We start from the raw sequence: 25,100 nt of genomic DNA on the forward strand, positions 1-25,100 counted from the left end.
TTCATGGGATATTCTCCAATCTAAGATGAGGCGACATGCCTCAAAACTTAGTGTAGGAAAAAGTGAATGTGTTATAGGGGGAGACGGTGCTTGCCAAGGTCACCATTACCGCGGAGCGGTTTAGTTCTTAGTTGTCCCAAGAAGTTATAAAAACGAAATAGTGAAACGTCAGCTTCCGTATCTAAGGGAACATAAATCAGCCTGATTTTTAGGACTAATTTAGGTCGGCAGTGTGGCAACTACTGCCTATGAGTTAACCTAAGCAGGACCTTGCAGGATTAAATTCATTTTTGGGTCTTTTAACACAATCCCTTTTTTTAAAAGTAATTTCTGCAACTGTTTTTGTAATTTGGTTTCAGCATGGCTGCTCTGTGCCGCACGCAATTGTTGCGCCTCACTAAAATGGCAATGCACCAATAAACTACTTGGAAAGCAATCGAACTGAACAGTATGACTTAAATGACTAAAGCCATCGACTTGCTCTTTGGCCTCTTCATTGATTTGGGTTAATACCGCCAATAACTTCATGTTTAAACGTTGGCATATTTTACTCATTTTCATGCGTAGACTCACTCAAAAGATGCTTAATTAATAAGGTACATTGTAACTTTTTTAACATACATTTACTCATTGACGATATTATAGCAGAAGTGAGATAAGCCTTGGGAAAATGTAAATCATTTTTATTTCAGGAGTGTCACATCAAAAAAATGGCGATATATTGAACATCTTTTTGCTCAACAATGTGGAAAAGGTATAGATAACAGCCTAACTTTAGGGTTACTGAGTTTATTAATCTCTTTAAAAATCGCAGCTTTCAAGGCGTTCTTTATCGCAGGTCAAAGCATTGTTTATGGTATTGGTTAAAATCTATTTATATACTTTTTATAACTGGATTTTTCATGACATCTATCCCTGAATTTATGACTAGCAAACACCGAGAATGTGATGAGCTTTTTACTGAAGCTGAAGCTGCAGCAGCTAAAGCTGATTGGTCACTAGCATTAACAAAATGGCAAAGCTTTGCATTAGAGTTAACCAAGCATTTTGGACAAGAAGAAGATATTTTATTTCCTAAGTTTGAACAAGCAACCGGCATGACTGCAGGCCCAACGCAAGTTATGCGTATGGAGCACCAACAAATGCGTGCTTTGGTACAAGATTTGGATAACGCGTTAGCTGCTCAAGACAAAGATGAATATTTAGGTTTATCAGAAACACTGATGGTGATGATGCAGCAGCATAATATGAAAGAAGAAATGATGCTTTACCCTATGATGGAACAAAATGTCGCTGATGGTGAGCAAATCATTGCACAATTTCAAGCGAGCTAATTATACCAATCAAACTAACTAAGTGATCTTTTTAAATGGTCTAAATATCCAATAACGTCGTTGCTTTCAATCCCAATAGCCCGCTATTGGTCAATCAAGCACCTTGTTCTTGAAAATTTATCCTCACTAAAAATTGATCCATTAATTAATTTAATTGGTATTATTTGTAACTATTTTCTATGTACGCAAACTTAACATTTATAAAGGTCGACGTTAGCGCGTTAGCACCACCTGAGCCTATGACTGTGATTTTAACGCATTTGGCAAGGTTAACAGCGCAAGAGTGCTTGTTAATAAAACATAGGCGGCAACCTTTTCCGCTTTATGAAAAACTTAATAACGCTGGTTTTTCATACCATTGTGTAGTGCATGCACAAGATGATATAACTTTGTATGTTTTTCATCAAAAGGCACAAACCGTATTTAATGAATGGTTGGTGACAAATGGTGTGACAACAAGTGGCTTAGTAAAAGGTAAAAGTTAATGAACATTAATGGCTTATCTTTTAATGCGCTACCGCCTATCGATTTACCTTTTCGCTTTTTTCTCACTGCGCCTATTTTTATAATCCTGTGCGCTTTCTTGATACTTTTCTCAGGCGAGGCTTTATGGCTTAGCCGTTGGCAACCTAGCATGTTGGCGCTTACTCATGGTTTTACGCTTGGTTTTCTTACCATGGTGATGATGGGGGCACTCTTACAATTACTACCCGTTATTGGCGGAGTTGGTATTGTTAAGCCTAGACTCGTTGTTTATTTTTGCCATAGCACTTTGGTTATAGGGACATTGTGTTTAATGGCTAATTTTATTTGGCCAAGTACACTGTTAGCGATTAGTTCACTGATATTTCTTGTCTGTAGCATAGGCGTTTATTTTTTCGCCCTTGCTTGGGTGTTAGTAAAGAAGCTTAGCCAAGGTGATTCTATCATTGGTTTTCGATTAGCAATGAGCGCTTTATTTATAGTGCTACTCTTAGGGGCGGGATTACTCAGTCAGAGTATTGGTTTTATCAGTATTAATGGTATGGGAAAAATGCTAACGAATAACCATGCTTTGTTTGGTTTGGCTGGTTGGGGAAGTTTGCTTATTATTTCAGTTAGCTTTCAAGTGATCCCTATGTTTCATGTGGCGCCTAGTTTTCCTAAATTAATCAGCCGATACCTACCTAGCTCATTGTTTATTCTACTTATTATTGCCTTTTTTCAACCCGTATTTGTTGTGCCTATTATTGTATTAATACACGGTGTTTTTGCCTTAAGCTTGTTGCTGGTTATTTCGAAGCGAAAACGGAAAATACCAGATAGCACCATTCGTTTTTGGCAGTTAGCGGCTTTAACGTTGATTGGATTAAATATTTTTTATTTTACGCCAAACAAGTATTTATCTCCGCTTGTTAGTCAACAAAAAACGCTACTCATTACGGCTATCTATCTTTATTTTTATCTTATTGCTGTGATCCAAGGAATGTTATTAAAAATATTACCTTTTCTAAGTTACACCCATTTACAGCAAAAGTGTTTGATAAACTTCTCTGCCATGCAAGTTATTCCTCATATGCATAATTTTTTAAATAAAAAACACGGCCAATGGTTGTTTTATTTACATATTATGACTGGCATGGTTTTGTTTTATACACTAGTGATACCAAGTGCTTATTGGCTGTTATCATTGCTATTGTTAATTGAATTTTCTTGGTTGCTCTACCTTATGATTAAAGCAATGCGTCTGTACTTTTTAACACTAACTAAAATTAATTCATTTGTTAATGAGTAGCTTGAATATAATTAGCGCTTTTGACCGATAAAATCTTAATTTTTTGCTACAATATAAGAAGGTTACTAATCGATTTTTAAGCAATATAAAGTGGTAAGCTTATGGAATATGAATTTATACATGATGCAATAACAGGCGAGGCAAAAGCTCGCTTTTCTTTAGAGCATGAAGTCGTTGGTCCGTGGATTGAAGTTGAGCTTGGTCATAATAGTGCTAAGTTAGCACAACTGTTAACTGCCATTGATAATGTGGAAAAAGGTCAGCAAAGTGAAGTTGTTATTACTGGCCATGAATATTCAGTTGCTATTAGCCAAGGTGACGTAGAAATCCATACTAATGCTAGTTTAAATGGTGCAGAGCCTCTGTCTGAAATGTTAACAGTTGATCATATTCATTATGATGAAAATGAAAGTGCTGCCTGTGGTATTGAAGACTTTAGAGCGTTATTACTTTCATGGTCAAAGTTTACTAATAATTTACCTTTGTAAATTATTAGTATCAGCTTGGTTTTATAAATGTGCTGTAATTTAGATTGAGCAGGAACAGAAAAGTCTCGATTTATATCATATAAAACACGTTGAACAACAATAAAGATGAGCGGTAGCCGTTAAATTTACAGAGTAAAGTGATAATTAATGTGTAAGCCAGATCATCATCACCAAAAATACTATAAGAACAGCATTAAAAGTTAATATGTAAATAAAACCTTTTAATCCTTCTTTTAAGTTATAACCTCTATTATCTAAATACCACCACCAAATAGCGCACATAATTACGGGTAAAAGAAAGAACAGCTTGATCATTTTATACTCCTGTTTTTGTTTCTATTACTTTTTGTTCAGTTTTTTCGTGCCAAGGTGCTACTTTAAATAACATTAACATACCTGGAACAGCTAAGGCGGTGCATAAAAAATAAAACTGAGTCCAGCCTATTTGTTCTACTATAAAACCAGTTGTCGCATTAGCAAATGTTCTCGGTAAAACCGCTAGCGCAGTAAAAAGTGCTATTTGTGTGGCGGCAAAAGCAGGGTTTGTTGTGCGGGCGATAAAGGCAGTAAAAGCCGCTGTACCTAAACCTACACCAAGGTATTCAAATCCCATTGCTATCGCTAAAGCATAGTTGTTATGGCCAATTTCAGCCAGTGCTGCAAATCCTAGAATACTGGCAATTTGTACAAAACCAAACAGCCATAAGGCGCGGTTTATACTGAGTTTTATCATTACTATGCCACCAACGACTATACCTATTGTCATGGCAATAATTGAGGATGTTTTGGCAATAACACCAATTTCTGTTTTACTAAACCCCATATCGATAAAAAAGGGTGTTTGCAGTGCGGTGGCCATATTATCGCCCAATTTATATAGCACTAAAAAAGCCAAAGTAAATCCCGCTGATTTTAAGCCATTACTTTGGATAAAATCTTTAAAAGGTAAAACAATAGCGTCTCGCAATGATTTAGGAGCGTTGTGTTCAGTCTCTAACTCTTTAATAAATAGTGTCAGTAGAATACCTAACACCATAAAGGCGGCTACAATAATAAAAACCGATTGCCAACTGATGTGATCAGCAAGAATAAATGCCAATGAACCTGGTACTAAACCAGAAAGCCGATAAGCTTGCACATGAATAGAGTTACCCAAACCTAATTCATTATCAGGTAATAGCTCTCGTCGATAAGCATCAAGTACTATGTCTTGACTGGCACTAAAAAAAGCAACCGCGGCAGCAAGGTAGGCAACTGACCAGATATTTTCTACCGGATTAACCAAGCCAAAGGCGGCAATTGAAATCAGTAGTAAAACTTGTGTGGCTAACATCCAACTGCGTCTTCTGCCTAGCCCTCCTAAAGAGTATCTGTCCATTAATGGCGACCAAAGAAACTTCCACACATAAGGGATACCAATTAATGAAAACAAACCTATTTCAGCTAAAGAAACACCTTGATCTCTTAACCAGCCGGGAACTAATTGGTAAAGAACAAACAAGGGCAAGCCTGAGCTAAAACCAGTAAATATACAGATCAGCATTCGCTTGTTTAGAATAGCTTGTTTAAAAGATGAGGGCATTCACAGGTAGCTTATTTAACAGGTAATTTATAAGTTGAAGCTTATCAGAGTGTTGTTCTAAGCAGAAGCGTGTTATTACATTTGTAATTGTTCATCTACACTTATTTTGTGCTGTTTGAGCGCTAGTAGTCTATGGGGGAGTCAATAAAATCAGGGATAAAACGTTCATACGTCGATAAACTACTTGATTGTCAGGAAATATGGCTATTCATCAATAGCTTTACTTGAATAGAATGTGAAACTTAAGCAATAGGTCGCCAACCGATGCAATCAATAGGGTAACTACCAATGCCATTAAAAAAATCAATACAGGTATTCATTTCGCTTTTGAAAAATAAATTTTGTTGCAAGGCTTGACCGCCGTGTAGACTCACTTCATGGATTAAATGCCAAAATACTCGCTCTTGCGCTGAATTTGGTGTTATATCAGTGACATTTAAAGACGCCCATTCTTCCATAGTATCAACGATGAATTGATCTAACTCAGTGTAATGTAACGTCTGATCACTGACCGCGCTTATATAAGCACTCATTTGTTTGATTTTTCCATTGATAAACTGCTCAATTATCATGAATACTTCCTTGGATGCTCTCCTTGCTTCCGATATTATAATTTTAAAATAAATATTAATCTGATTGGTGACGTGTGATTTCATCACTTTATTTAGGAACGTGATGAGTATAAAATTACACGCTTTAATGATTAACTATTACTCTTATTTATCGGTGATAATCGGCTTTTTGTCAAAAAAATAAAGGATGTTTTTTATGACACTTTAGTATAGGAGACTCTGCTATTCTGCAGGTAGTAATGTTGCTTTGAGCAACATTACCGGCTCTACAGGTACATCTTCCCAACCAATTGTTTCGTTGTAATCCGTTTTTACTTTTGCTATGGCTTCAAGTACTTCTTCACCTTCAGTTATAGCGCCAAAAACGGCATAGCCCCAGCGCCTGCCAGGATCTAAACTAGTATTGTCATTGAGATTAAAAAAGAATTGGCGATTGGCTGTATGAGGGCGACTTTCTTTAGCCATAGCAATGGTGCCTACCTCATTTTTTAAACCATTACCTGATTCATTAATGATATGTTTATTCAGTTTTTTTGGGGTAAAGTCAACATCGTAACCACCCCCTTGAACAATAAAATTTTCAATAATGCGATGAAAAATTGTGTTGTTATATTCGCCAGTGATCACATAGGTCAAAAAATTATCAACGGTAATTGGTGCTTTAACTCGATCTAGTTCAACAATAATGATCCCCATTGATGTTTCTAACTTTACTTTCGGGAAAATATTGGTTGGATCAATAGCAATATTTTTAGCGTGAATTGGCATGTTAAATAATACGATAGTAAAAAATAATGTAGCAATAATTATAATGTTTTTCATTGGATAATCTCGATTGAGCTATACCCGCTCTAATTCCAGCTGAATCATGCATATTCAAGTGGAACGGGTATATATTTAAACTAATTGGTTTATTTCAAAAAGTGGTTGATTTTTTCATTGGCTAAAATTTGCTGTAGTAAATTGGCTAGACGTTGGTTGAAATTACGCTCTAATACTGCAATGTCAGCTTTAAAAGGCCCTTCACTGTTACCACGGTTGTTAAAAATGCTTGTTAGTGTTTGTACGCTATTGTTAATGCTTACTTTTAGCACTATTTCTGTTTGTACTTGATAGCTCATTGTTTCTTGCGTAACACTTATAATCGCTTTTTCGATAGCGACATTAATTGAATTAACGGCACTAGCTTGAATGGTTAAACCTTGATTTTTCCAATGTTTACTCAAGCTATTTTTGATAATATTTTCAAGTCTTTCTTGGGCAGAAAATAAGGTTGCAGCTTCACCTTCACGTAATATTTGAACGATGTGATTTGCTGTACGCATATCGATAACATTAAGTGTTGCTTGCTGATCAACATGTTGAATGACTGACTGTGCCATAATTTCAGGTGCAATAATTAAATGGCTTGGGGCACTAGCGCAGCCGCTTAATAAAAAAGTAATGACTAAGGAGGCGATGGGTAGTAAGTTTTTTGTTGATTTCATTTAAATAGTTCGCTTGTTATGTTTGAAAAAAAATTATTTAATTGCAGATTGTGTGACAAATTTGTCATTACTTGCAATGAGTTTTTCATTGCCAAAAATCCGTTTTAATTTGATGTGATAAGCCAATTGTCGATTGCCAATAATTCTCAACTCGCCGCCTTTTTTTAATACTCTATGGCTATCTTTAAACATTTGCCATGCAATATGATCGGTAGTGGCTGCTTGTTGATGAAAAGGGGGGTTACATAAAATTAAGTCGACACTATTGCTTTCTATGTTGGTTAGGCAATCATTTAAATGAAATTGGCATTGCGTTGCTAACGCTGGCAAATTCGTTTCAATATTAATTTGAGCACTAGTGATGGCCATATGTGATTCATCAATAAACTGAATACACGCAGTTGGTTGACTGGCTAATATAGTTAAACCGATAACACCATTACCACAACCTAAATCAATAACCTGACTATTTGGGTTCACCTTAGGCAAATTTTCAATAAAATAACGGGCGCCAATATCAAGCTTTTCTCTTGCATAAACATTGGCGTGATTACTAATAACAAAATCACGATTCAAGGTGTTATTCGTTAATGGCCAAACGGTTGGGAAAGGAGATTTATGTGTTTGTTTTTGGTCAAATTGACAAAAGACTAAACGGGCCTTTTTTACCGCTAATGATGTTGTAGTAGTGCCTAAATATTTTTCAAACAATGTTAACGTAGAACGGTGAATGTCTTTGGCGCGATCGGCGGCAATAAAGACAGTATTTTTATCTACACTATACTGCTCAATACTTTCTTTTATTTGGAGCAATTGTTCAATCAATAAGGATTTGCTTTTTGGTATTTTAAATAAAATAACATCAATATTAGCGGGTAATGAATCTAAGCTATTTAGTTGAGTGACGTTAGCATCATTTAGTTGGTTTTGGCTCATGTTATGAGCGATGCCCTGACTACTGACATAGGAGTCATTAATACAAAAAACTTCAGTTTTATTGCTAGGTAAGTCGTTAGGTAAATTCAAATCTAGTGGCGTACAAAAGCTTGTGGCTAGTGCGCCAAAGGCATCATTAAAAATGAGTACTCGAGCAGTATCTGAAATTAACTGTTTATCTTTAATATGATTAAGCAAATATTCATCACTTGCATCCCAAGCTTGTAAACTACGGTTCACTTGAGCTAAAGGAAAACGGGAAAGTTTTAGTTGTTTATCATTGACAAAGAAGGGGCTTAACATAGTAAAGGTGTAGGTGATAATAAATGAAGGTAAGCTATTGTGACATATTTACAGCGATATCGCGTTAATTTTTGTTGCTTCTAGGAACTAAAATTTATTAAAATAAAATCTTAATGACACCATTAAGTTAGCTGTAAATAGAGTGCTTTTGTGTTTCCATACGTAGCATCTCGTCGTAAGTTAGCTAAAATTACTAGTGTCTCCCCTTTTTTAGAGAAAAATAATGTCTATAGCTTCAGCCATTGAAAAAAAGCTTTTGTCCGCGTTTTCACCGCTACACCTTGATGTGATTAACGAGAGTAATAATCATAACGTCCCACCGGGTAGTGAGTCTCATTTTAAAGTAACCATTGTTTCAAATCATTTTGAATCTGAACGACTAATCAAACGTCATCGTGCCGTTAATTCTGTGTTGGCAGAAGAGTTGGCTGAAAAAATTCATGCCTTAGCCTTACACACCTATACGGAAAAAGAATGGCATGATTATTATGCCGCAAACACGCCTTTGTCGCCAAATTGCTTAGGTGGTGGAAAATAACGATGAGTTGCGAGTAACAAGTGCAGTAGTTTCGAAGTTCAGCAATGACTCGGTAAGTACTTCGTAACTGGTTACTTTTCTTTATCGTAACGGCAAGCTCAACTTGCTTGTCTGGTCGTACCTCTTTAATCTTAGAGCAAGGTACAATAGCGAAAATTTTTATTCTTTATAAAAACAATCTAAAAAGGTTTTCTTATGGTAATCAAGCCAAAAATTCGTGGTTTTATTTGTACTAACGCTCACCCAGCTGGTTGTGAAGCTCATGTGAAAGAACAAATTTCTTATGTTAAAAGTCAAGCATATGGTGACGCTGGCCCAAAAAATGTTTTAGTGATTGGTGCTTCTACTGGTTATGGTTTGGCTTCACGTATTACTGCTACTTTTGGTCATAATGCCAGTACGCTAGGTATTTTCTTTGAGAAGCCACCGACGATAAGAAAAACCGGTTCAGCAGGTTGGTACAATACCGCTGCTTTTCAAAAAGCGGCTGACGAAGCCGGTGTTTATTCAAAAAACATTAATGGCGATGCTTTTTCTCATGCGATTAAAGCTCAAACAATTGAAACCATTAAAGCTGATATGGGTAAAATTGATTTAGTGATTTATTCGTTGGCATCACCACGCAGAACAGATCCAGATACCGGTGAGGTTTACGCTTCAACGTTAAAGCCAATTGGCCAAAGTGTCACAACTAAAAACTTGAATACTTCAAAACGTACTATTGATTCAATCTCTGTTGAAGCAGCTAATGAAGCTGAGATCCAAGGCACTATTGATGTGATGGGTGGCGCTGACTGGGAATTATGGTTAAACGCACTAAAAGAGGCTGACGTATTAGCACAAGGGGTTAAAACTGTTGCTTATACCTATATTGGTAAAGAGCTAACATGGCCAATTTACGGCAAAGCCACTATTGGTAAAGCTAAAGAAGATCTAGACAGAGCTGCAACCGCTATTAACGCTGCAACAGCTAGCCTTGATGGACAAGCTCGAGTTACATCCTTAAATGCCGTCGTAACACAAGCAAGCTCGGCAATTCCAATTATGCCACTTTATATTTCAGCTATGTTTAAAGTAATGAAAGCTGATGGTACCTATGAAGGTTGTATTGAACAAATAAGTAACTTATTTAAAGAGAATATTTATAGCGATAGTCCACGTCTTGATGAACAAGGACGCTTCCGTCAAAACTATAAAGAGCTTGAAGACAGTGTTCAGCAACGTATTACTGATATTTGGCATAGTGTTGATACAGACACTATTGATGATATGACTGATTATGTTGGCTATCATAATGAATTTTTAAAACTGTTTGGTTTTGGTGTTGATGGTGTTGACTATGATGAAGACCTTAGCCCAGAAGTTGAGATTAACAACTTGAGTTAAGTGATTTAAACATTAAATCAACTCTAAAAAACCGATGCTCTGTCATCGGTTTTTTTATGCCTTGATTTTATACATTAGTTGGTCAAAATTGAAAAACGGCTAGGTGGTTAACTTAACCGCTTTCAATTTAATAATTTAAACCAAAACTATCTCAGCACGCATGTTATAAAGAATTAAACAGCACTTTTTCTTGTTCTCGTTGGCTAATATTATTTTTAACTAATGTATTTGTGCATCATCAATTATTGCCTTTGGCATAGACAATGTTTGATGATCAATTGCTCGCTAATCTTTATAACTGGAATATGGACTTGCCAATTAGATTTAAATCAAACAGTAAGAACCACCAATTTTAAATATTGAGAATTAAGGTTTTGAGCGGAACTTGTCAGCTCGGTTTTTCTCAAGTTTGTTGTCAAAATTAGTCTGTTGGGATGAAATTATATAACTAAAGTAGTCATTCTATAAATTGCTGACTTTTATCTACCCCCTGTTGTAGGCTGTTTATAGGTAATTCATGCAACTATAGCCTAAAGTCTAATGAAAATTTATCGCTGGTCGTAGAACAAAAAGGGCTTTTTGTGGTAGTATTTGCGCCAGAAAATTTTAACTTAGAGCCAGTGGGTCTAATAATTGTAACCTTAAATTTTTATTAGGGCGAAATTTTGGTCTTGCTGAAATACACTGAAATTGGCGACTTTGTTTTATCCAGTTGATATTTATATGTTTTCTAGTATTGATGTTAATTAGGTAGGTTAAGGAACTAATTTTTATACTCCCATCAAAAGTAGTGCAAGTGTTTATGATTACAATAAAAAAAGGCTTAGATGTTCCTGTAAAAGGTGCACCACAGCAGGTAATCCATGATGGTCCGTCCATCAAAAGCGTTGCGACATTAGGTGAAGAGTTTGTGGGTATGCGTCCAACCATGTTTGTTAAAGTGGGAGATCGCGTAAAAAAAGGTCAGGTGATTTTTGAAGATAAAAAAAATCCTGGCGTTAAATTCACAGCTCAATCTGCCGGTGTTGTTACAGAAATTAACCGTGGTGAAAAACGTGTTTTACAATCAGTAGTTATTGAAGTAGATGGCTATGATCAAATTACGTTTACCAGTTATCCAGCTAATGAACTAGGTTCTATCTCTCGTGAAGACGTAGTGAAAACCCTTGTTGATTCAGGCTTGTGGACTGCATTAAGAACTCGCCCATTTAGTAAAGTACCTGCAATAGACTCGACTGCAGCAGCAATTTTCGTTAGCGCCATGGATACAAATCCTCTTGCGGCTAATCCAGAAGTTGTTATTGGCGAGCAAGCGGAAGCGTTCAAAAATGGTTTAACCATTTTATCTCGTTTAACTGACGGAGAAGTATTCGTTAGTAAAGCGCCAGGTGCGAATATTCCAGTTACTGATAAGGTTCAAGTAAATGAATTTGCGGGTAAACATCCTGCAGGCCTAGTTGGTACACATATTCATTTCTTAAGATCAGTTAGTGCAGATAAGTTTGTTTGGCACCTTGGTTATCAAGATGTTATTGCTTTTGGTAAATTGTTTACTTCAGGTGAGCTTGATAGCACTCGTGTTATATCATTAGCTGGCCCTGTGGCAAAGAATCCTCGTTTAGTTCGTACAGTACTTGGTGCAAATACAGCAGAATTAACTGCTGGTGAAGTCACTGATGGTGAGATACGTGTGGTTTCTGGCTCATTATTAATGGGTTCAACCGCGAGCGCTGTTCACGGCTATTTAGGTCGTTATCATGTACAAGTATCATTGGTTCTTGAAGGTCGTGAAAAAGAGTTTATTGGTTATATGTATCCGGGACCAAATAAATTCTCAGTAACACGTGCTTATATGTCTCATTTCTTTCCGAAGAAATTATTCAGTATGACCACCACCACTAATGGTAGTGAACGTGCCATGGTACCAATTGGTAACTTTGAACGTGTTATGCCTTTAGATATTTTACCTACCATGTTATTGCGTGATTTAGTTGCCGGTGATACCGACACAGCACAACAACTTGGTGTATTAGAGTTAGACGAAGAAGATTTAGCGCTTTGTACATTTGTTTGCCCAGGCAAAACAGATTACGGCGTATACCTTCGTGATTGCCTAACCACAATCGAAAAGGAAGGTTAGTCATGAGCTTGAAAAAGTATATTGAAGAGTTAGAACCGCACTTTGAAAAAGGCGGTAAACACGAGAAGTGGTTTGCTCTTTATGAAGCGGTAGCTACGGGGTTGTTTACTCCTGGTTATGTGAATAAAGGTAAAACGCATGTACGTGATAGTATTGATTTAAAACGTATTATGATCACGGTATGGTTAGCGGTTTTCCCTGCCATGTTCTTTGGTATGTATAACATCGGCTTTCAAGCAGTAGATGCTTTAGTTGCAGGTTATGCAATTCCTGATACATGGCAAACAGCATTATTTGCCATGCTAGGGGGGGCTTTAACAGCCGATTCTGGTTCGTTCGATATGATGCTTTACGGCGCTGTGTTTTTCCTACCTATTTATGCAATCACCTTTATTGTTGGTGGTTTTTGGGAAGTGCTTTTTGCTGCCGTGCGTGGTCATGAAGTCAATGAAGGTTTCTTCGTTTCTTCTATTTTGTTTGCGCTTATATTGCCCGCTACCATTCCTTTATGGCAAGTGGCTATCGGTATTACTTTCGGTATTGTTATTGCCAAAGAAGTATTTGGTGGTACAGGTAAAAACTTCTTAAACCCAGCATTAGCAGGTCGTGCCTTTTTATTCTTTGCATACCCTGGTCAAATTTCGGGTGACACTGTTTGGGTTGCTGCGGATGGCTTCTCTGGTGCAACAATGTTGAGCTCAGCGAATCAAGGTTTAGTTGATTACTCAATGAATGCTGATTGGTGGAATGCTTTCTGGGGCTTTATTCCTGGCTCTGTAGGTGAGGTATCAACTTTTGCTATTTTACTCGGTGGTGCATACATCCTTTATAAAGGTATCGCTTCATGGCGTATCGTTTTAGGTGTATTTGCTGGTATGGTTGCAACTTCTTTCTTATTCAACCTTATTGGTAGTGATACTAATGCTATGTTTGCAATGCCTTGGCATTGGCACTTAGTTATTGGTGGTTTTGCCTTTGGTATGATGTTTATGGCAACTGACCCTGTTTCAGCTGCTTTTACTAATACAGGTAAATACTGGTTTGGTGCTTTAGTTGGAGTCATGGTGGTGTTAGTTCGTGTAGTTAACCCAGCATTCCCAGAAGGCATGATGTTAGCTATTTTATTCGCTAACTTGTTTGCTCCTTTGTTCGACTACTTTGTTGTGCAAGGCAATATCAAACGGAGGCTTGCTCGTAATGTCTAGTAATAAAGAAACTGTCGGCAAAACGTTAGGTTTTGTATTTGTTGTTTGTTTGGTATGTGCTGCTCTGGTGTCTGTTTCTGCAATTGGTTTGAAACCATTACAGCAAGCTAACAAATTACTTGATAAGCAAACTAAAATTCTTGAAGCTTCTGGTCTACTTGAAAAAGCAGGTTCAGATATAGTTGGTACTTATACTAAGTTTGTTGAAGCTAAAATGATTGACCTGAAAACAGGTGCGATTATTAAAGGTGATACAGACTCCTTTGACGAGCGTTCAGACTCTCGTGATGCAAGTAAAAGTACTAAGCCAGAAAATGATATGGCTGGCCTTAGCCGTCGCGCAGATCGCGCTGTTATCTATTTAGTCAAAAATGATCAAGATCAGCTAGATACCATTGTATTACCTATTGTTGGTTCTGGTTTATGGGATCTAATGTATGGTTTTGTTGGTCTAGCTCCTGACTTAAATACCGTTCGAAGCGTTGTTTATTCTGATCTTAAAGAAACTCCGGGATTAGGTGCTGAAGTACTGAACCCTAAATGGAAAGCTTTATGGCCAGGTAAAAAAATATATAACGATCAAGGTGAACCTGCTATTCAGTTGGTTAAGGGTGGCGCTAAACAAGGTGATGTTCATGGTGTTGATGCTTTATCTGGTGCTACATTGACCAGTAATGGGGTGACTAGCACATTACGCTTTTGGTTAGGTTCTGAGGGCTATGGTCCTTTCGTTGCTAATTTTAAAAATGGAGGGCTTGATTAATGTCTTCAGATAATAAAAAAGTCCTCTTCGGACCTGTTGTTGATAATAACCCTATAGCATTACAAGTCTTAGGTGTTTGTTCTGCATTAGCGGTTACAAGTTCAATGGCCAATGCGTTAGTTATGACTATTGCGGTTATTCTAGTAACAGCATTTTCTAACTTATTTATCTCTGCAATTCGTAATCAAATACCGTCAAGTGTACGTATTATCGTGCAAATGGCGATTATTGCTTCATTGGTAATTGTTGTTGATCAGGTATTGAAAGCTTTCTCTTACCAATTATCAAAAGAACTTTCGGTATTTATTGGTTTGATCATTACTAACTGTATCGTAATGGGGCGTGCTGAAGCTTTTGCTATGAAGGAAAAACCAGGTATAAGCTTTTTAGACGGTATAGGTAATGGCTTAGGTTATGGCGCAGTGTTAATGGTTGTCGCTTTCTTCCGTGAGCTATTTGGTTTTGGAACTGTATTCGGTATTGAAGTCTTTAAATTGGTTCAGAACGATGGTTGGTATCAAGGTAATGGTTTATTGGTTTTACCTTTTAGTTCATTCTTCGTTATTGGTTTAATTATCTGGGCTATTCGCCAGTGGAAACCAGAACAAGTTGAGGAAGATTAATCATGGAACATTATTTAAGTATTTTTATTAAAACCATATTTATTGAAAATATGGCGTTAAGCTTCTTCTTAGGTATGTGTACTTTCCTAGCGGTATCAAAGAAAGTTAGCACGGCAATTGGTCTTGGTGTTGCGGTTGTGGTGGTATTAGGTTTAGCGGTTCCTGCTAACCAAGTTATTTACCAAGCCATTTTAGCGCCGGGTGCATTAGATGGGATAATGGGGATTACTGATCCTGCTAATTCTATCGACTTAAGCTTCTTGTCATTTATTACCTTTATCGGTGTGATTGCCGCCTTAGTACAAATTTTGGAAATGATTTTAGATAAATATTTTCCTGCCTTGTATCAAGCGCTTGGAATATTCCTACCTTTAATCACCGTTAACTGTGCAATATTTGGTGCAGTTTCATTTATGGTTGCAAAAAACCTTACGCTTGGCGAAAGTGTTGTTTACGGCATTGGCTCAGGTGTGGGTTGGATGTTAGCAATCGTATTGATGGCTGGTTTACGCGAAAAGATGAAATATTCTGACGTACCAGCTGGCTTAAAAGGTTTAGGTATTACGTTTATTACTGCTGGATTGATGGCTTTTGGCTTTCTTTCTTTCGGTGGTATTTCACTGTAACTATTTAGATAAAAATATAAGGAAAGGTCGATGGAAATTATTCTCGGCGTATCGATGTTCACAGCGATAGTTATTGCCTTAGTATTAGTAATTTTATTTGCTAAGTCTAAGTTAGTATCAAGCGGTGACGTTACGATTAGCATAAACGGTGATCCGGAAAAGGCAGTTGTTACTGCTGCGGGTGGTAAATTATTAGGTGCTCTAGCTGACCAAGGAATTTTTATTCCTTCAGCGTGTGGCGGCGGTGGTACATGTGGCCAATGTCGCGTAGACGTGCATTCAGGCGGTGGTGATATTCTGCCAACTGAAGAAGGTCATATTAACAAGCGTGAAGCTAAAGCAGGTTGTCGTTTAGCTTGTCAGGTTGCTGTTAAGCAAGACATGGAAATTGAAGTAGAAGATGAAATCTTCGGTGTTCAACAGTGGGAATGTGAAGTTATCTCTAACGATAGCAAAGCAACTTTCATCAAAGAGCTTAAACTTCAAATTCCAAATGGCGAATCTGTACCGTTTAAAGCGGGTGGCTATATTCAAATTGAAGCACCTGCACATCATGTTAAATACAAAGACTTTGATATTGATGAACAGTATAAAGGCGATTGGAATCATTTCGGTTTCTTTGATGTAGAATCAAAAGTTGATGAGCCAACATTACGTGCTTATTCAATGGCAAACTATCCTGAAGAAGAAGGCATTATTATGCTGAACGTGCGTATCGCTACGCCACCTCCAGGACGTTTACATTTACCAGCAGGTAAAATGTCATCATTCATCTTTAGTCTTAAAGCGGGTGATAAGGTAACTATTTCTGGTCCATTTGGTGAGTTCTTCGCTAAAGAAACTGAAAATGAAATGGTCTTTATCGGTGGTGGTGCTGGTATGGCTCCAATGCGTTCTCACATCTTTGATCAACTTAAACGTTTGAAGTCTAAGCGTAAGATGAGCTTTTGGTATGGTGCTCGTTCAAAACGTGAAATGTTCTATGAAGATGATTACAACGGCTTAGCCGCTGAAAATGATAACTTCCTGTGGCATGTTGCGTTGTCTGATCCACAACCAGAAGATAATTGGGAAGGCATGACAGGTTTTATTCATAACGTTCTTTTTGAAGAATATTTGAAAGACCATGAAGCACCTGAAGATTGTGAATACTACATGTGTGGTCCGCCAATGATGAATGCAGCTGTTATTCATATGCTTAAAGATCTCGGCGTAGAAGATGAAAACATTATGTTGGATGACTTCGGTGGCTAATATTTTACTTTAAGCTTGCCTATTGCTGCTACTTCCGCGTTGGATGTACTCATTGACTAACGTCAACTCCGTGCATCCGCCTTGAATTAGCGCCACTATTCGACGCTTAAGATTAAATATACAGTTAATTGGAATCTCATATATAAAGACGACTTAGGTCGTCTTTATTATTTATATAACTGCTTTACCTGAGCAAGGCGTCATTCCGGTTATATCCTAGGCCGACGTGCCATGGATGGTACTTATTAGAGAATGCAGGACGCACATTCTCCTGAATCTAGAGTAGTTAAATAAATAATAAACTTGGACGTTGAAATGAACAAAATTAAATTAATGCTACTTGTGCTTTTATCCATTAGCATCACAGCCTGTTTTCCGAGCAATGATTCAGCTAAAGAAGAAATATTATTGCAAGGGCGCACTATGGGGACCACCTATAATGTCAAAGTAGTTGCTATGCCTGAGCAAGTAGAAGCATTAAAACTACAAGACAAAATTGATGCGGCACTTAAGCAAATCAATCAAGAGATGTCGACCTATATCCCTAACTCTGAAATATCGCTTTTTAATCAATCCAATTCAGAGGAAGTTTTTGAAGTATCTAACGGCTTTGCTCGTGTGTTAAAAGAGTCTATCCGTTTAGGTGAACTAAGCAATGGAAAGCTAGATGTAACCGTAGGCCCATTAGTTAACCTTTGGGGCTTTGGTCCTGAACAGCGCCCGGAAAAAGTTCCAAGTGAAAGTGAATTAATTAGTGCTCAGGCACGAGTTGGCTTGAAAAACCTACATTTAATAGGAAATCAATTATCCAAAGATATCCCTAATCTTTATGTCGATTTATCAACAATAGCTAAAGGCTATGGTGTTGATGTAGTTGCTGAATTGATTGAAGCTAATGGCATCGTTAACTACTTAGTGGAAATTGGCGGAGAAATGCGTTTAAAGGGCTTTAAACACACAGGTGAGTTGTGGGCTATTGCTATTGAAAAACCAATTTTAGATCCCTCTGGTGAACAAAGAGCTGTTCACCAGATTTTAATTCCTAAAGACAATGCTGTCGCTACATCAGGTGATTATAGAAATTTCTTTGAAGCCGATGGCCAACGTTTCTCTCATATTATTGATCCCGCTACAGGTAAGCCAATAAGTCACAATCTTGTTTCTGTCACCGTTATTCATCCCTCATCGATGACTGCTGATGGTTTATCAACGACTTTAATGGTAATGGGTATGGATCAAGGGATGGCTTTTGCGGTTAAAAATAATATTGCCGCTTTGTTTATTTCAAAAACAGAACATGGCTTTAGCGAACAATTTACGGTAAAATTTAAACAATATTTAAAGTAACGTTTCAAGTCGCGAGTTTTTAGTTTCGAAGCTATTTATAGGTATACACCCATTATGATGATTTTTTTAATTACCCTTGTCTTTTTTCTTGTTGTTGGCGCAGCCATGGCAGTAGGTTATATTTTTCAAAACAAAACCCTTGCGGGAAGTTGTGGTGGTTTAGCCAGTGTTGGCATTGATAAAGAATGTAATTGTGACAATCCATGCGAAAAACGGCAAGAACGTGAACGTAAGTCTGCTTTAGAAGGCAACTTAAAAAACAAAATTGATGTGACAAATATATAGTTATGCCGTTTTATTTTTGAGGTCGATGGCTTAGCTTTAAATGGAAAGGGAAGGTGATAAGTCACCTTCCTTTTTTTTAGCTGAAATATTCTCAATCCAGTTTGCTAATACCAGTTTCATTAATTAGGTGATCTATTTTATACACAGGAAAAACGGCCAAACACAAGGCATTTATTTTAATAACTAATGGTTTTAATTATTAAATAAATAACGAAGTAGTTGGCTGTTTTAACCAGTAGAAATGTTCACATAGTTAGTGAGATTGGTATAAATCAAGAGCAGAGCTTTATTTAAACTGACAAGTTAGTGCGCTTTACGTTAGCTATGGGTTCAACACTAGGTCAACTGATAGCACAGACTGTGTGAAAACGTTTTGATCACTTTTTCGAATAAAAACCGAATACTTATGATCAATAAATATCAAACCAAGATAACAAATCACTCTACATTTGCTATAATATTCATAAGGTTAATTGATTATATGTTGTCTATATGTCACGTCATATTAAAGGTTTATCTCGCTCCCAAGCAACCCTCTTTCCAGAGATGCTTGATGATTTTGTCGCTAAAGAAAATCCTGTTAGAGTAATTGATGTATTTGTCGATGGGTTAGATTTACAAAACCTTGGTTTTAAAGGTGTTCAATCTAAAGCAACTGGCCGTCCTGGTTATCATCCCGCGATATTACTCAAAATTTATATCTATGGTTATTTAAACCGAATTCAGTCATCACGCTGTCTAGAGCGAGAAACACAACGCAATGTTGAACTTATGTGGCTCACGGAGCGTTTATCACCAGACTTTAAAACGATTGCTGACTTTAGAAAAGATAACCATCATGGGATTAAAACACCTGTAAAACCTTCGTTCAAATGTGTCATAAATTCAATATGTTTAGTGAAGCGACTGTTGCTATTGATGGTAGTAAGTTTAAGGCATCTAACAACAAAGATAAAAACTACACACCGAGTAAAATGAAGTCTCATATTGAGCGAGTAGATAAACATATCAATAATTATTTTTTGAAGCTTGAACAGTCAGATTCACAAGAGAATGCATCACAATACATTGCTAATATTGAATCTAAATTAGATTTCCTAAAACAACACCTCGTTGAACTAAAAGAGATGGAATTAGTCGTCAATAATCATCCTGATAAACAAGTATCAACAGTCGATCCTGATTCTCGCTTGATGAAAACACAGGGCATGACACGAGCTGTTTGCTATAACATACAAAGCGCTGTGGATACGAAACATCATTTAATTGTTGCTCACGAAGTCACCAATACAACAGATAGGGGTCAGTTGTGCAATATGACCAAACTGACACTTAAAGCGTTGGGGAAAAGTGTTACAACAATATTGGCAGATAAGGGGTATTACAGCCGACAAGATATCAAAGATACTCAAGATCTAGGTGTATCGACTCTTGTACCTAAAACCGATACATCAGGCTCAGAAATAAAAGGGATTTTTAACAAGTCACTGTTTCAATATAATCAAGAGAATGATGTTTATATTTGCCCTGAAGGCAATGAACTTCAACATCGATTAAATTCGATAGAAAGAGGGTTAGATATCAAAATTTACTTCAATGGAATGGCTTGTAAAAATTGTACTATCCGAAGTCAATGTACTCGTTCTAAAAAAGAGCCAAGAAGAATGAGGCGTTGGATCCATGAAGCTGATATGGAAAAATGGAAGCCTTACTCAAAGCAACGCCTGATGCAATGCTTCAACGAAAACAAACGGTTGAGCATCCCTTTGGAACGATTAAGTTGTGGGCAGGAGCCACGCACCTGTTAACAAGAGGGTTTAAAAATGTCAGTACAGAATTGAACCTGTATGTATTAGCATATAATTTAAAAAGAACGCTCAGTATATTTGGAACAGAGAAATTGATGAAGGAACTAATGGTGGCCTAAGGGCGATGTTTCCCTTTAAAACATCGGAATATGTTCAGAGCACGAGCTAATATAAGCAATTTTGAACTAATAAAAAATATAAAGCATGGATATTCATAAATATAGGCTTCGCTACGCGAAGCCTTATAAAGAGCAGATATAAAACCTCAATAGTTAAAACTTACAGCAATTAGTTTTCACACAGGCTGAGCCATAAGCTGACATTAGGTTTTGAGTTACTAAAGGCAGTTCACAGCCTATTGGTCTTGCCCCAAAACTATGATCATATTAGAGGCAAAATTAGCTGAAGTTTTCTGCTCTCTTGTGAGGCGTTTAAGCACATTATAGACAGTGTGAGTCCATCTCAGAACGCTAACTGATACCACAAAACGCTCATCCTTTGTGAGCCATATTCATATCTGCTAAGGGGCCGATTAGAGTGTAAAGTCGATGGACTTCAAGCTGTCCTACCATTTATTTAATTTTGCCAAATCACATCTGGCTTCCAGCCATTAATCCATGCTGGAATATCACTGGCAGGCATTGGTCTGGCAATACCATAACCTTGTGCTAATTCACACCCTAGCTGTAAAAGTGCAGTGCCGTGTTCAATCGTTTCAACGCCTTCAGCAATCACGTCACGTTTGAATGATTTAGCTAAGGCTATTACGCCTTCAATAATGGCCAAATCATCAACATCAATCAACATATCTCGTACAAAGCTCTGGTCTATCTTAATTAGGTTGGCTGGTAATCGTCTAAGATAAGTCAGGGACGAATAGCCTGTACCAAAATCATCTAAGGAAAATTTCACCCCCAACGCCATACAATCATTCATGATTGTTGATACATGCTGTACATCATCTAAGGCACTTGTTTCCAGTACCTCTAACTCTAAATAGCATGGTTTAACATCGGGGTGGGCTGCTAGCAGTGTTGTTAGCCTATCGGTAAAGTCAGGCTGCTGTAATTGTACTGCGGCAATGTTTACGCTAATACTTACAGGGAGCTTTTGCTCTATTGCTTGCCATTGACTAATTTGTGTCAGTGCTGTATCAATGACCCATTCACCCATTTCTATACTCATGGGGTTATTTTCAATAACAGGCAAAAACTCGATTGGATTCAATAAGCCTCGTACAGGGTGTTGCCAGCGTATAAGCGCCTCAACACCTATCACCCTACCTGTCCGCATATTAACTTTAGGCTGATAATGAAGCACAAATTGATGATTATCTAATGCGCTACGAATAGCCTCTAGGCTTTCCCGTTGGACTTTAACCGCATCATCTTGAGCCGTATCAAATAAATGATACCGATTCTTACCCGATTCTTTAGCCACATACATGGCTTGATCGGCATGGCGCATGAGCTGGTCACCATCGACATTATCTTGCGGGTAGAGGGTGACCCCAATACTGGCTGATATATTTAATACAATGCCTCCAATAGTAATAGGCTCAGACGCAGCTAATAATAATCGCTTTAATACCGGGTCACAATCTTCAACTTTAGCTAAATCAGCTAATACCGCCACAAATTCATCACCGCCTATACGGGCTAAGCTATCGCCTTCACGTAACGCCTCTTTCATACGAAGTGATAGTGCAATCAGCAATTCATCACCCATATCATGACCATGGGCATCATTGATGGCTTTAAAGCCATCTAAATCTAGAAATACAACAGCAATAGACTTCTCGTGACGGCTGCATTGTAACATGGCTTGAGATAATCGGTCTGCCAGTAATACACGATTGGGTAGATTAGTGAGTACGTCGTAATGAGCAATACGCTCTAATTGCTCTTGGTGTGCTTTTATCGGGGTGATGTCGTTACTTAAGGAGACATAATGGGTAGTAATACCCTGCTCATCATGTACCGCACTGATAGTACTCATTACAACATAGACTTCGCCATTTTTACGCCTGTTCCACATTTCGCCAGACCAGTAGCCTTCTTTTAATAGGGCTTGCCACATATCGGCATAAAACTCGGGGGATTGCCTTCCTGATTTAAGAATACGTGTGGTATGTCCTACTGCCTCTTCACGACTATAACCAGTTATAGCAGTGAATGTATCATTTACATCAATGATTGTACCTGTAGTATCGGTGATTGCGATGCTTTCTCGGGCGTGAGTGAATACATTGGCGGCAAGTTTGAGTTTTTCTTCAGTGAGCTTAAGATCAGTGATATCAGCATTGATACCGAGCATACGAATAGCTTTTCCAGCCTTATCACGAAAGACCTTTGCAATAGCTTTGATAACGCGAATTTCACCATTTGGCCAAACCACACGAAAATCTGTCTCAAAGTCTTTTCCTCCCGATAGTGCTGTATGAAGCTCTCGTTCGGCTCGCTTTCTATCATCGGGGTGTAGTGAGAATACCCACGCATCGTATGCACCAGAGAAGTCTTCTTTTTTAACATGAAAAAGTGAAAACATGGAATCATCCCATATTAACTCCTCGGTTTGAGGATTCAAATCCCATATTCCCACACCGTTCGAAACGGTGGCCAATGAAAGGCGTTCTTCTTTTTCATGTAATTTTAATGCATTATTTTTTCGTTCAGTAATATCTAAGTGTGTACCAATCATGCGCTTTGGTTGACCTTCATCATCCTTCTCAACTAATTTTCCCGAAGCCAGCACCCACACATAATGTCCAGATTTATGCTTCATCCGAAGTTCAATTTCATAAAGGTCAAGTTCACCGTTAAAGATTTGTTCGAGTAGGTTTTGCGCTTTTTTAAAATCCTCTGGATGAAGATTATTAGACCAAGTGTCAAACTTAACAGGGTGTAATTCATCAACAGTATAACCAATGATTTCTGCCCAGCGTTCATTGAATGTTAAAGCTCCTGTTTGAATCTGCCAATCCCATATTCCCACACCAGTAGCATTTATAATAAGCTCTAAACGCTCACTCTCATTGTTTTGTGGGCAATCAAGCTGTGGAGTTTTTTTAACCATTAAAGTTTCCTAAGGAGAATTAGATTTCAGCATTATTTAAAAACTATTTACTCTTTAATATTATAGAAAAAACATATCAAGTGTTACTTATTTTAATGTGAATACTTCAAATAGATCATAAGCTGTAAGACTACATTCATCTTTGTTTATTTTTTGCTTTAGCGTTCTGCCAAACTTTGTTTGTTTTTAGCCAAATTAAGCCCTAAAGCAATAATTGATACTAAGGAGCACTTTGCCAGTTATCAGTTCTTTGACCTTAAACGCAACTAGCATCTAACTCCCTCAATACGCACTTTGGATACCTACCAGAGCTGTAAAGATAGACCGCATCAGGATTTAAAGACTATAGTGGTGGCTTTGATGTCTATCAAGGTAAAGGTAAGTCAACGCCTTCTGAACACTAGGAATAGCTCAAAAAGTTATTGGTGCTAATGTGCTGCTTTCGTATCTTTGTTAACATCGATCCAGTGAGAATTAGAGTATTTTCTAGCTAGCTATAAGAAGTCCCTTTTGGCACAAATAAAAAGGTTAACAATTTACCAATAACTACTATTAAGTTTTCACCTCATAGAGGTAAGTTTGAGCCTAAAGCGGTCGTTACTTACGAGTCAAAATCATCCCAACTGGCGGCCACAATATGAAAGCTGACCTAAGGCCGAAGGTAAATCCAATCTACATGCTTTGCTCTATAAGGCTTACTGTCAATACATCCATTTTTTAATTATCTAATCCCTTAACAAACCACCCGTGAAAGAAAAATCAAGGGGCAGAACACTTGATTACTGAACTATTTTTTTGTGAGATGTTTTGTGGGGATTCGTCAGAAACAGCCACCTTGAATACGCCTTAAATATGTTAAACCATTCTGTTAGAATAATAAGCCATTGATTAAGAAATACCGGGCCAGCATGTCAGAATTTAAAGCATTTTCACTTTTAGAGTCAATTATTGAGCGCGTTAGGCTTAAGGGCTATAAACAGCCCACACCGATCCAAAAAGAATGTATCCCAGCTCTTATTAATGGGAATGATCTTCTTGGTATAGCGCAAACGGGAACAGGAAAAACTGCGGCCTTTTCATTGCCTATTATCAATAATTTTGGACGAAATAAAATAGATATCAAAGCTAAGAGCACGCGTTCGCTCATACTAACGCCCACGAGAGAGCTTGCCTCGCAAATTATGCAAAACATTGATAACTACTCTGATGGTTTAGGGCTTAAAACTAAGGTTGTTTATGGTGGTGTAGGAAGACAAGATCAAGTTGACTCTATCGCACTTGGACTTGATATTTTAGTGGCCACCCCTGGAAGGTTATTGGATTTAATTGAAACGGGCGATATAAATTTTAAGGCGTTAGAAGTATTTGTGTTAGATGAAGCAGATACAATGCTTGATATGGGGTTCTTTAAGGATGTTCAAAGCATCATATCTAAACTACCAAAGAACCGACAAACACTATTGTTTTCAGCTACTATGCCTGCTGAAATAGAGATACTTGCAGAAGAAATATTAACGGATCCAGCAAAAATTCAAATTACTGCTGAAACGGTTACTATCGACCTAGTTAATCAA

Annotated in this window: 22 protein-coding genes and 1 pseudogene; 16 read left to right on the plus strand and 7 right to left on the minus strand. The window is 37.5% G+C overall.

Translation table 11 applies throughout. The features are described 5' to 3' along the window. Positions 1 to 258 precede the first annotated feature (258 nt). Entirely contained in the window at positions 259 to 561 is a 303-nt protein-coding gene (locus tag DWA31_RS08415; RefSeq protein WP_114326157.1) for a hypothetical protein, read from the minus strand. Between the two features lie 341 nt (positions 562 to 902). Between DWA31_RS08415 and DWA31_RS08420 the strand changes: the two genes are divergently transcribed. From DWA31_RS08420 to DWA31_RS08435, 4 genes are all read left to right on the plus strand, one after another. Then, complete coding sequence (locus DWA31_RS08420) at positions 903 to 1,334, plus strand: hemerythrin domain-containing protein (protein WP_114326158.1); 432 nt, start codon at positions 903 to 905, stop codon at positions 1,332 to 1,334. A 179-nt stretch (positions 1,335 to 1,513) separates the two neighbouring features. Beyond that, positions 1,514 to 1,819 carry a DUF2249 domain-containing protein gene (locus DWA31_RS08425; protein ID WP_114326159.1) on the plus strand — a complete coding sequence of 102 codons (306 nt, stop codon included), beginning with the start codon at positions 1,514 to 1,516 and terminating at the stop codon, positions 1,817 to 1,819. Beyond that, positions 1,819 to 3,108 (plus strand): hypothetical protein, encoded by a 1,290-nt coding sequence (locus DWA31_RS08430; protein WP_114326160.1) that lies wholly within the window; start codon positions 1,819 to 1,821, stop codon positions 3,106 to 3,108. The genes DWA31_RS08425 and DWA31_RS08430 overlap by 1 nt, the downstream gene beginning before the upstream one ends. A gap of 101 nt (positions 3,109 to 3,209) precedes the next feature. Further along, on the plus strand, positions 3,210 to 3,596 hold the full coding sequence (locus DWA31_RS08435) for a YacL family protein (protein ID WP_114326161.1): 387 nt from the start codon (positions 3,210 to 3,212) through the stop codon (positions 3,594 to 3,596). 316 nt (positions 3,597 to 3,912) lie between these two features. On the opposite strand, the gene DWA31_RS08440 is transcribed toward DWA31_RS08435, so the two are convergent. From DWA31_RS08440 to DWA31_RS08460, 5 genes are all read right to left on the minus strand, one after another. Then, on the minus strand, positions 3,913 to 5,178 hold the full coding sequence (locus tag DWA31_RS08440; RefSeq protein WP_114326162.1) for an AmpG family muropeptide MFS transporter: 1,266 nt from the start codon (positions 5,176 to 5,178) through the stop codon (positions 3,913 to 3,915). Positions 5,179 to 5,420: 242 nt separating this feature from the next. After that, positions 5,421 to 5,750, minus strand: a complete 330-nt coding sequence (locus tag DWA31_RS08445; RefSeq protein ID WP_114326163.1) for a hypothetical protein — start codon at positions 5,748 to 5,750, stop codon at positions 5,421 to 5,423. A 222-nt stretch (positions 5,751 to 5,972) separates the two neighbouring features. After that, positions 5,973 to 6,572, minus strand: coding sequence for a peptidylprolyl isomerase (locus DWA31_RS08450; protein WP_210725574.1), 600 nt, complete (start codon positions 6,570 to 6,572; stop codon positions 5,973 to 5,975). A gap of 89 nt (positions 6,573 to 6,661) precedes the next feature. After that, positions 6,662 to 7,237: a YajG family lipoprotein gene (locus DWA31_RS08455; protein ID WP_114326164.1), complete on the minus strand. Its 576-nt coding sequence runs from the start codon at positions 7,235 to 7,237 to the stop codon at positions 6,662 to 6,664. A gap of 33 nt (positions 7,238 to 7,270) precedes the next feature. Continuing rightward, complete coding sequence (locus DWA31_RS08460) at positions 7,271 to 8,476, minus strand: methyltransferase (RefSeq protein WP_114326165.1); 1,206 nt, start codon at positions 8,474 to 8,476, stop codon at positions 7,271 to 7,273. 223 nt (positions 8,477 to 8,699) lie between these two features. Here DWA31_RS08460 and DWA31_RS08465 point away from each other — a divergent pair, with 223 nt between their 5' ends. From DWA31_RS08465 to DWA31_RS08515, 11 genes and pseudogenes are all read left to right on the plus strand, one after another. Further along, positions 8,700 to 9,014 carry a BolA family protein gene (locus tag DWA31_RS08465; RefSeq protein ID WP_114326166.1) on the plus strand — a complete coding sequence of 105 codons (315 nt, stop codon included), beginning with the start codon at positions 8,700 to 8,702 and terminating at the stop codon, positions 9,012 to 9,014. Positions 9,015 to 9,209: 195 nt separating this feature from the next. Continuing rightward, complete coding sequence (gene fabV, locus DWA31_RS08470; protein ID WP_114326167.1) at positions 9,210 to 10,400, plus strand: enoyl-ACP reductase FabV; 1,191 nt, start codon at positions 9,210 to 9,212, stop codon at positions 10,398 to 10,400. Positions 10,401 to 11,202: 802 nt separating this feature from the next. Further along, positions 11,203 to 12,540: a Na(+)-translocating NADH-quinone reductase subunit A gene (locus DWA31_RS08475; protein ID WP_114326168.1), complete on the plus strand. Its 1,338-nt coding sequence runs from the start codon at positions 11,203 to 11,205 to the stop codon at positions 12,538 to 12,540. A gap of 2 nt (positions 12,541 to 12,542) precedes the next feature. Beyond that, entirely contained in the window at positions 12,543 to 13,745 is a 1,203-nt protein-coding gene (locus tag DWA31_RS08480) for an NADH:ubiquinone reductase (Na(+)-transporting) subunit B (protein WP_114326169.1), read from the plus strand. After that, positions 13,738 to 14,508, plus strand: coding sequence for a Na(+)-translocating NADH-quinone reductase subunit C (locus DWA31_RS08485; RefSeq protein ID WP_114326170.1), 771 nt, complete (start codon positions 13,738 to 13,740; stop codon positions 14,506 to 14,508). The genes DWA31_RS08480 and DWA31_RS08485 overlap by 8 nt, the downstream gene beginning before the upstream one ends. Further along, complete coding sequence (locus DWA31_RS08490) at positions 14,508 to 15,131, plus strand: NADH:ubiquinone reductase (Na(+)-transporting) subunit D (protein WP_114326171.1); 624 nt, start codon at positions 14,508 to 14,510, stop codon at positions 15,129 to 15,131. The genes DWA31_RS08485 and DWA31_RS08490 overlap by 1 nt, the downstream gene beginning before the upstream one ends. 2 nt (positions 15,132 to 15,133) lie before the next feature. Beyond that, positions 15,134 to 15,757 (plus strand): NADH:ubiquinone reductase (Na(+)-transporting) subunit E, encoded by a 624-nt coding sequence (gene nqrE / locus DWA31_RS08495; RefSeq protein ID WP_114326172.1) that lies wholly within the window; start codon positions 15,134 to 15,136, stop codon positions 15,755 to 15,757. A gap of 30 nt (positions 15,758 to 15,787) precedes the next feature. Continuing rightward, entirely contained in the window at positions 15,788 to 17,011 is a 1,224-nt protein-coding gene (gene nqrF / locus DWA31_RS08500) for an NADH:ubiquinone reductase (Na(+)-transporting) subunit F (protein WP_114326173.1), read from the plus strand. 315 nt (positions 17,012 to 17,326) lie between these two features. Continuing rightward, the gene (locus DWA31_RS08505; RefSeq protein ID WP_114326174.1) at positions 17,327 to 18,358 is read left to right on the plus strand and encodes an FAD:protein FMN transferase; all 1,032 of its coding nucleotides are present in this window, start codon (positions 17,327 to 17,329) and stop codon (positions 18,356 to 18,358) included. A 54-nt stretch (positions 18,359 to 18,412) separates the two neighbouring features. Beyond that, a complete protein-coding gene (gene nqrM, locus DWA31_RS08510) occupies positions 18,413 to 18,643 on the plus strand; it encodes a (Na+)-NQR maturation NqrM (RefSeq protein ID WP_114326175.1) in 231 nt (76 codons plus the stop codon). A 492-nt stretch (positions 18,644 to 19,135) separates the two neighbouring features. Beyond that, positions 19,136 to 20,570, plus strand: a pseudogene (locus DWA31_RS08515) (IS1182 family transposase). Positions 20,571 to 21,027: 457 nt separating this feature from the next. Here DWA31_RS08515 and DWA31_RS08520 read toward each other — a convergent pair. Next, positions 21,028 to 23,526: a sensor domain-containing protein gene (locus tag DWA31_RS08520; RefSeq protein ID WP_210725575.1), complete on the minus strand. Its 2,499-nt coding sequence runs from the start codon at positions 23,524 to 23,526 to the stop codon at positions 21,028 to 21,030. A 908-nt stretch (positions 23,527 to 24,434) separates the two neighbouring features. Here DWA31_RS08520 and DWA31_RS08525 point away from each other — a divergent pair. Further along, on the plus strand, positions 24,435 to 25,100 hold a 666-nt coding region (locus tag DWA31_RS08525; RefSeq protein WP_136037986.1), incomplete at its 3' end, for a DEAD/DEAH box helicase.

This window comes from Candidatus Colwellia aromaticivorans (assembly GCF_003333305.1).
Classification (GTDB): Bacteria; Pseudomonadota; Gammaproteobacteria; order Enterobacterales; family Alteromonadaceae; genus Colwellia; species Colwellia aromaticivorans.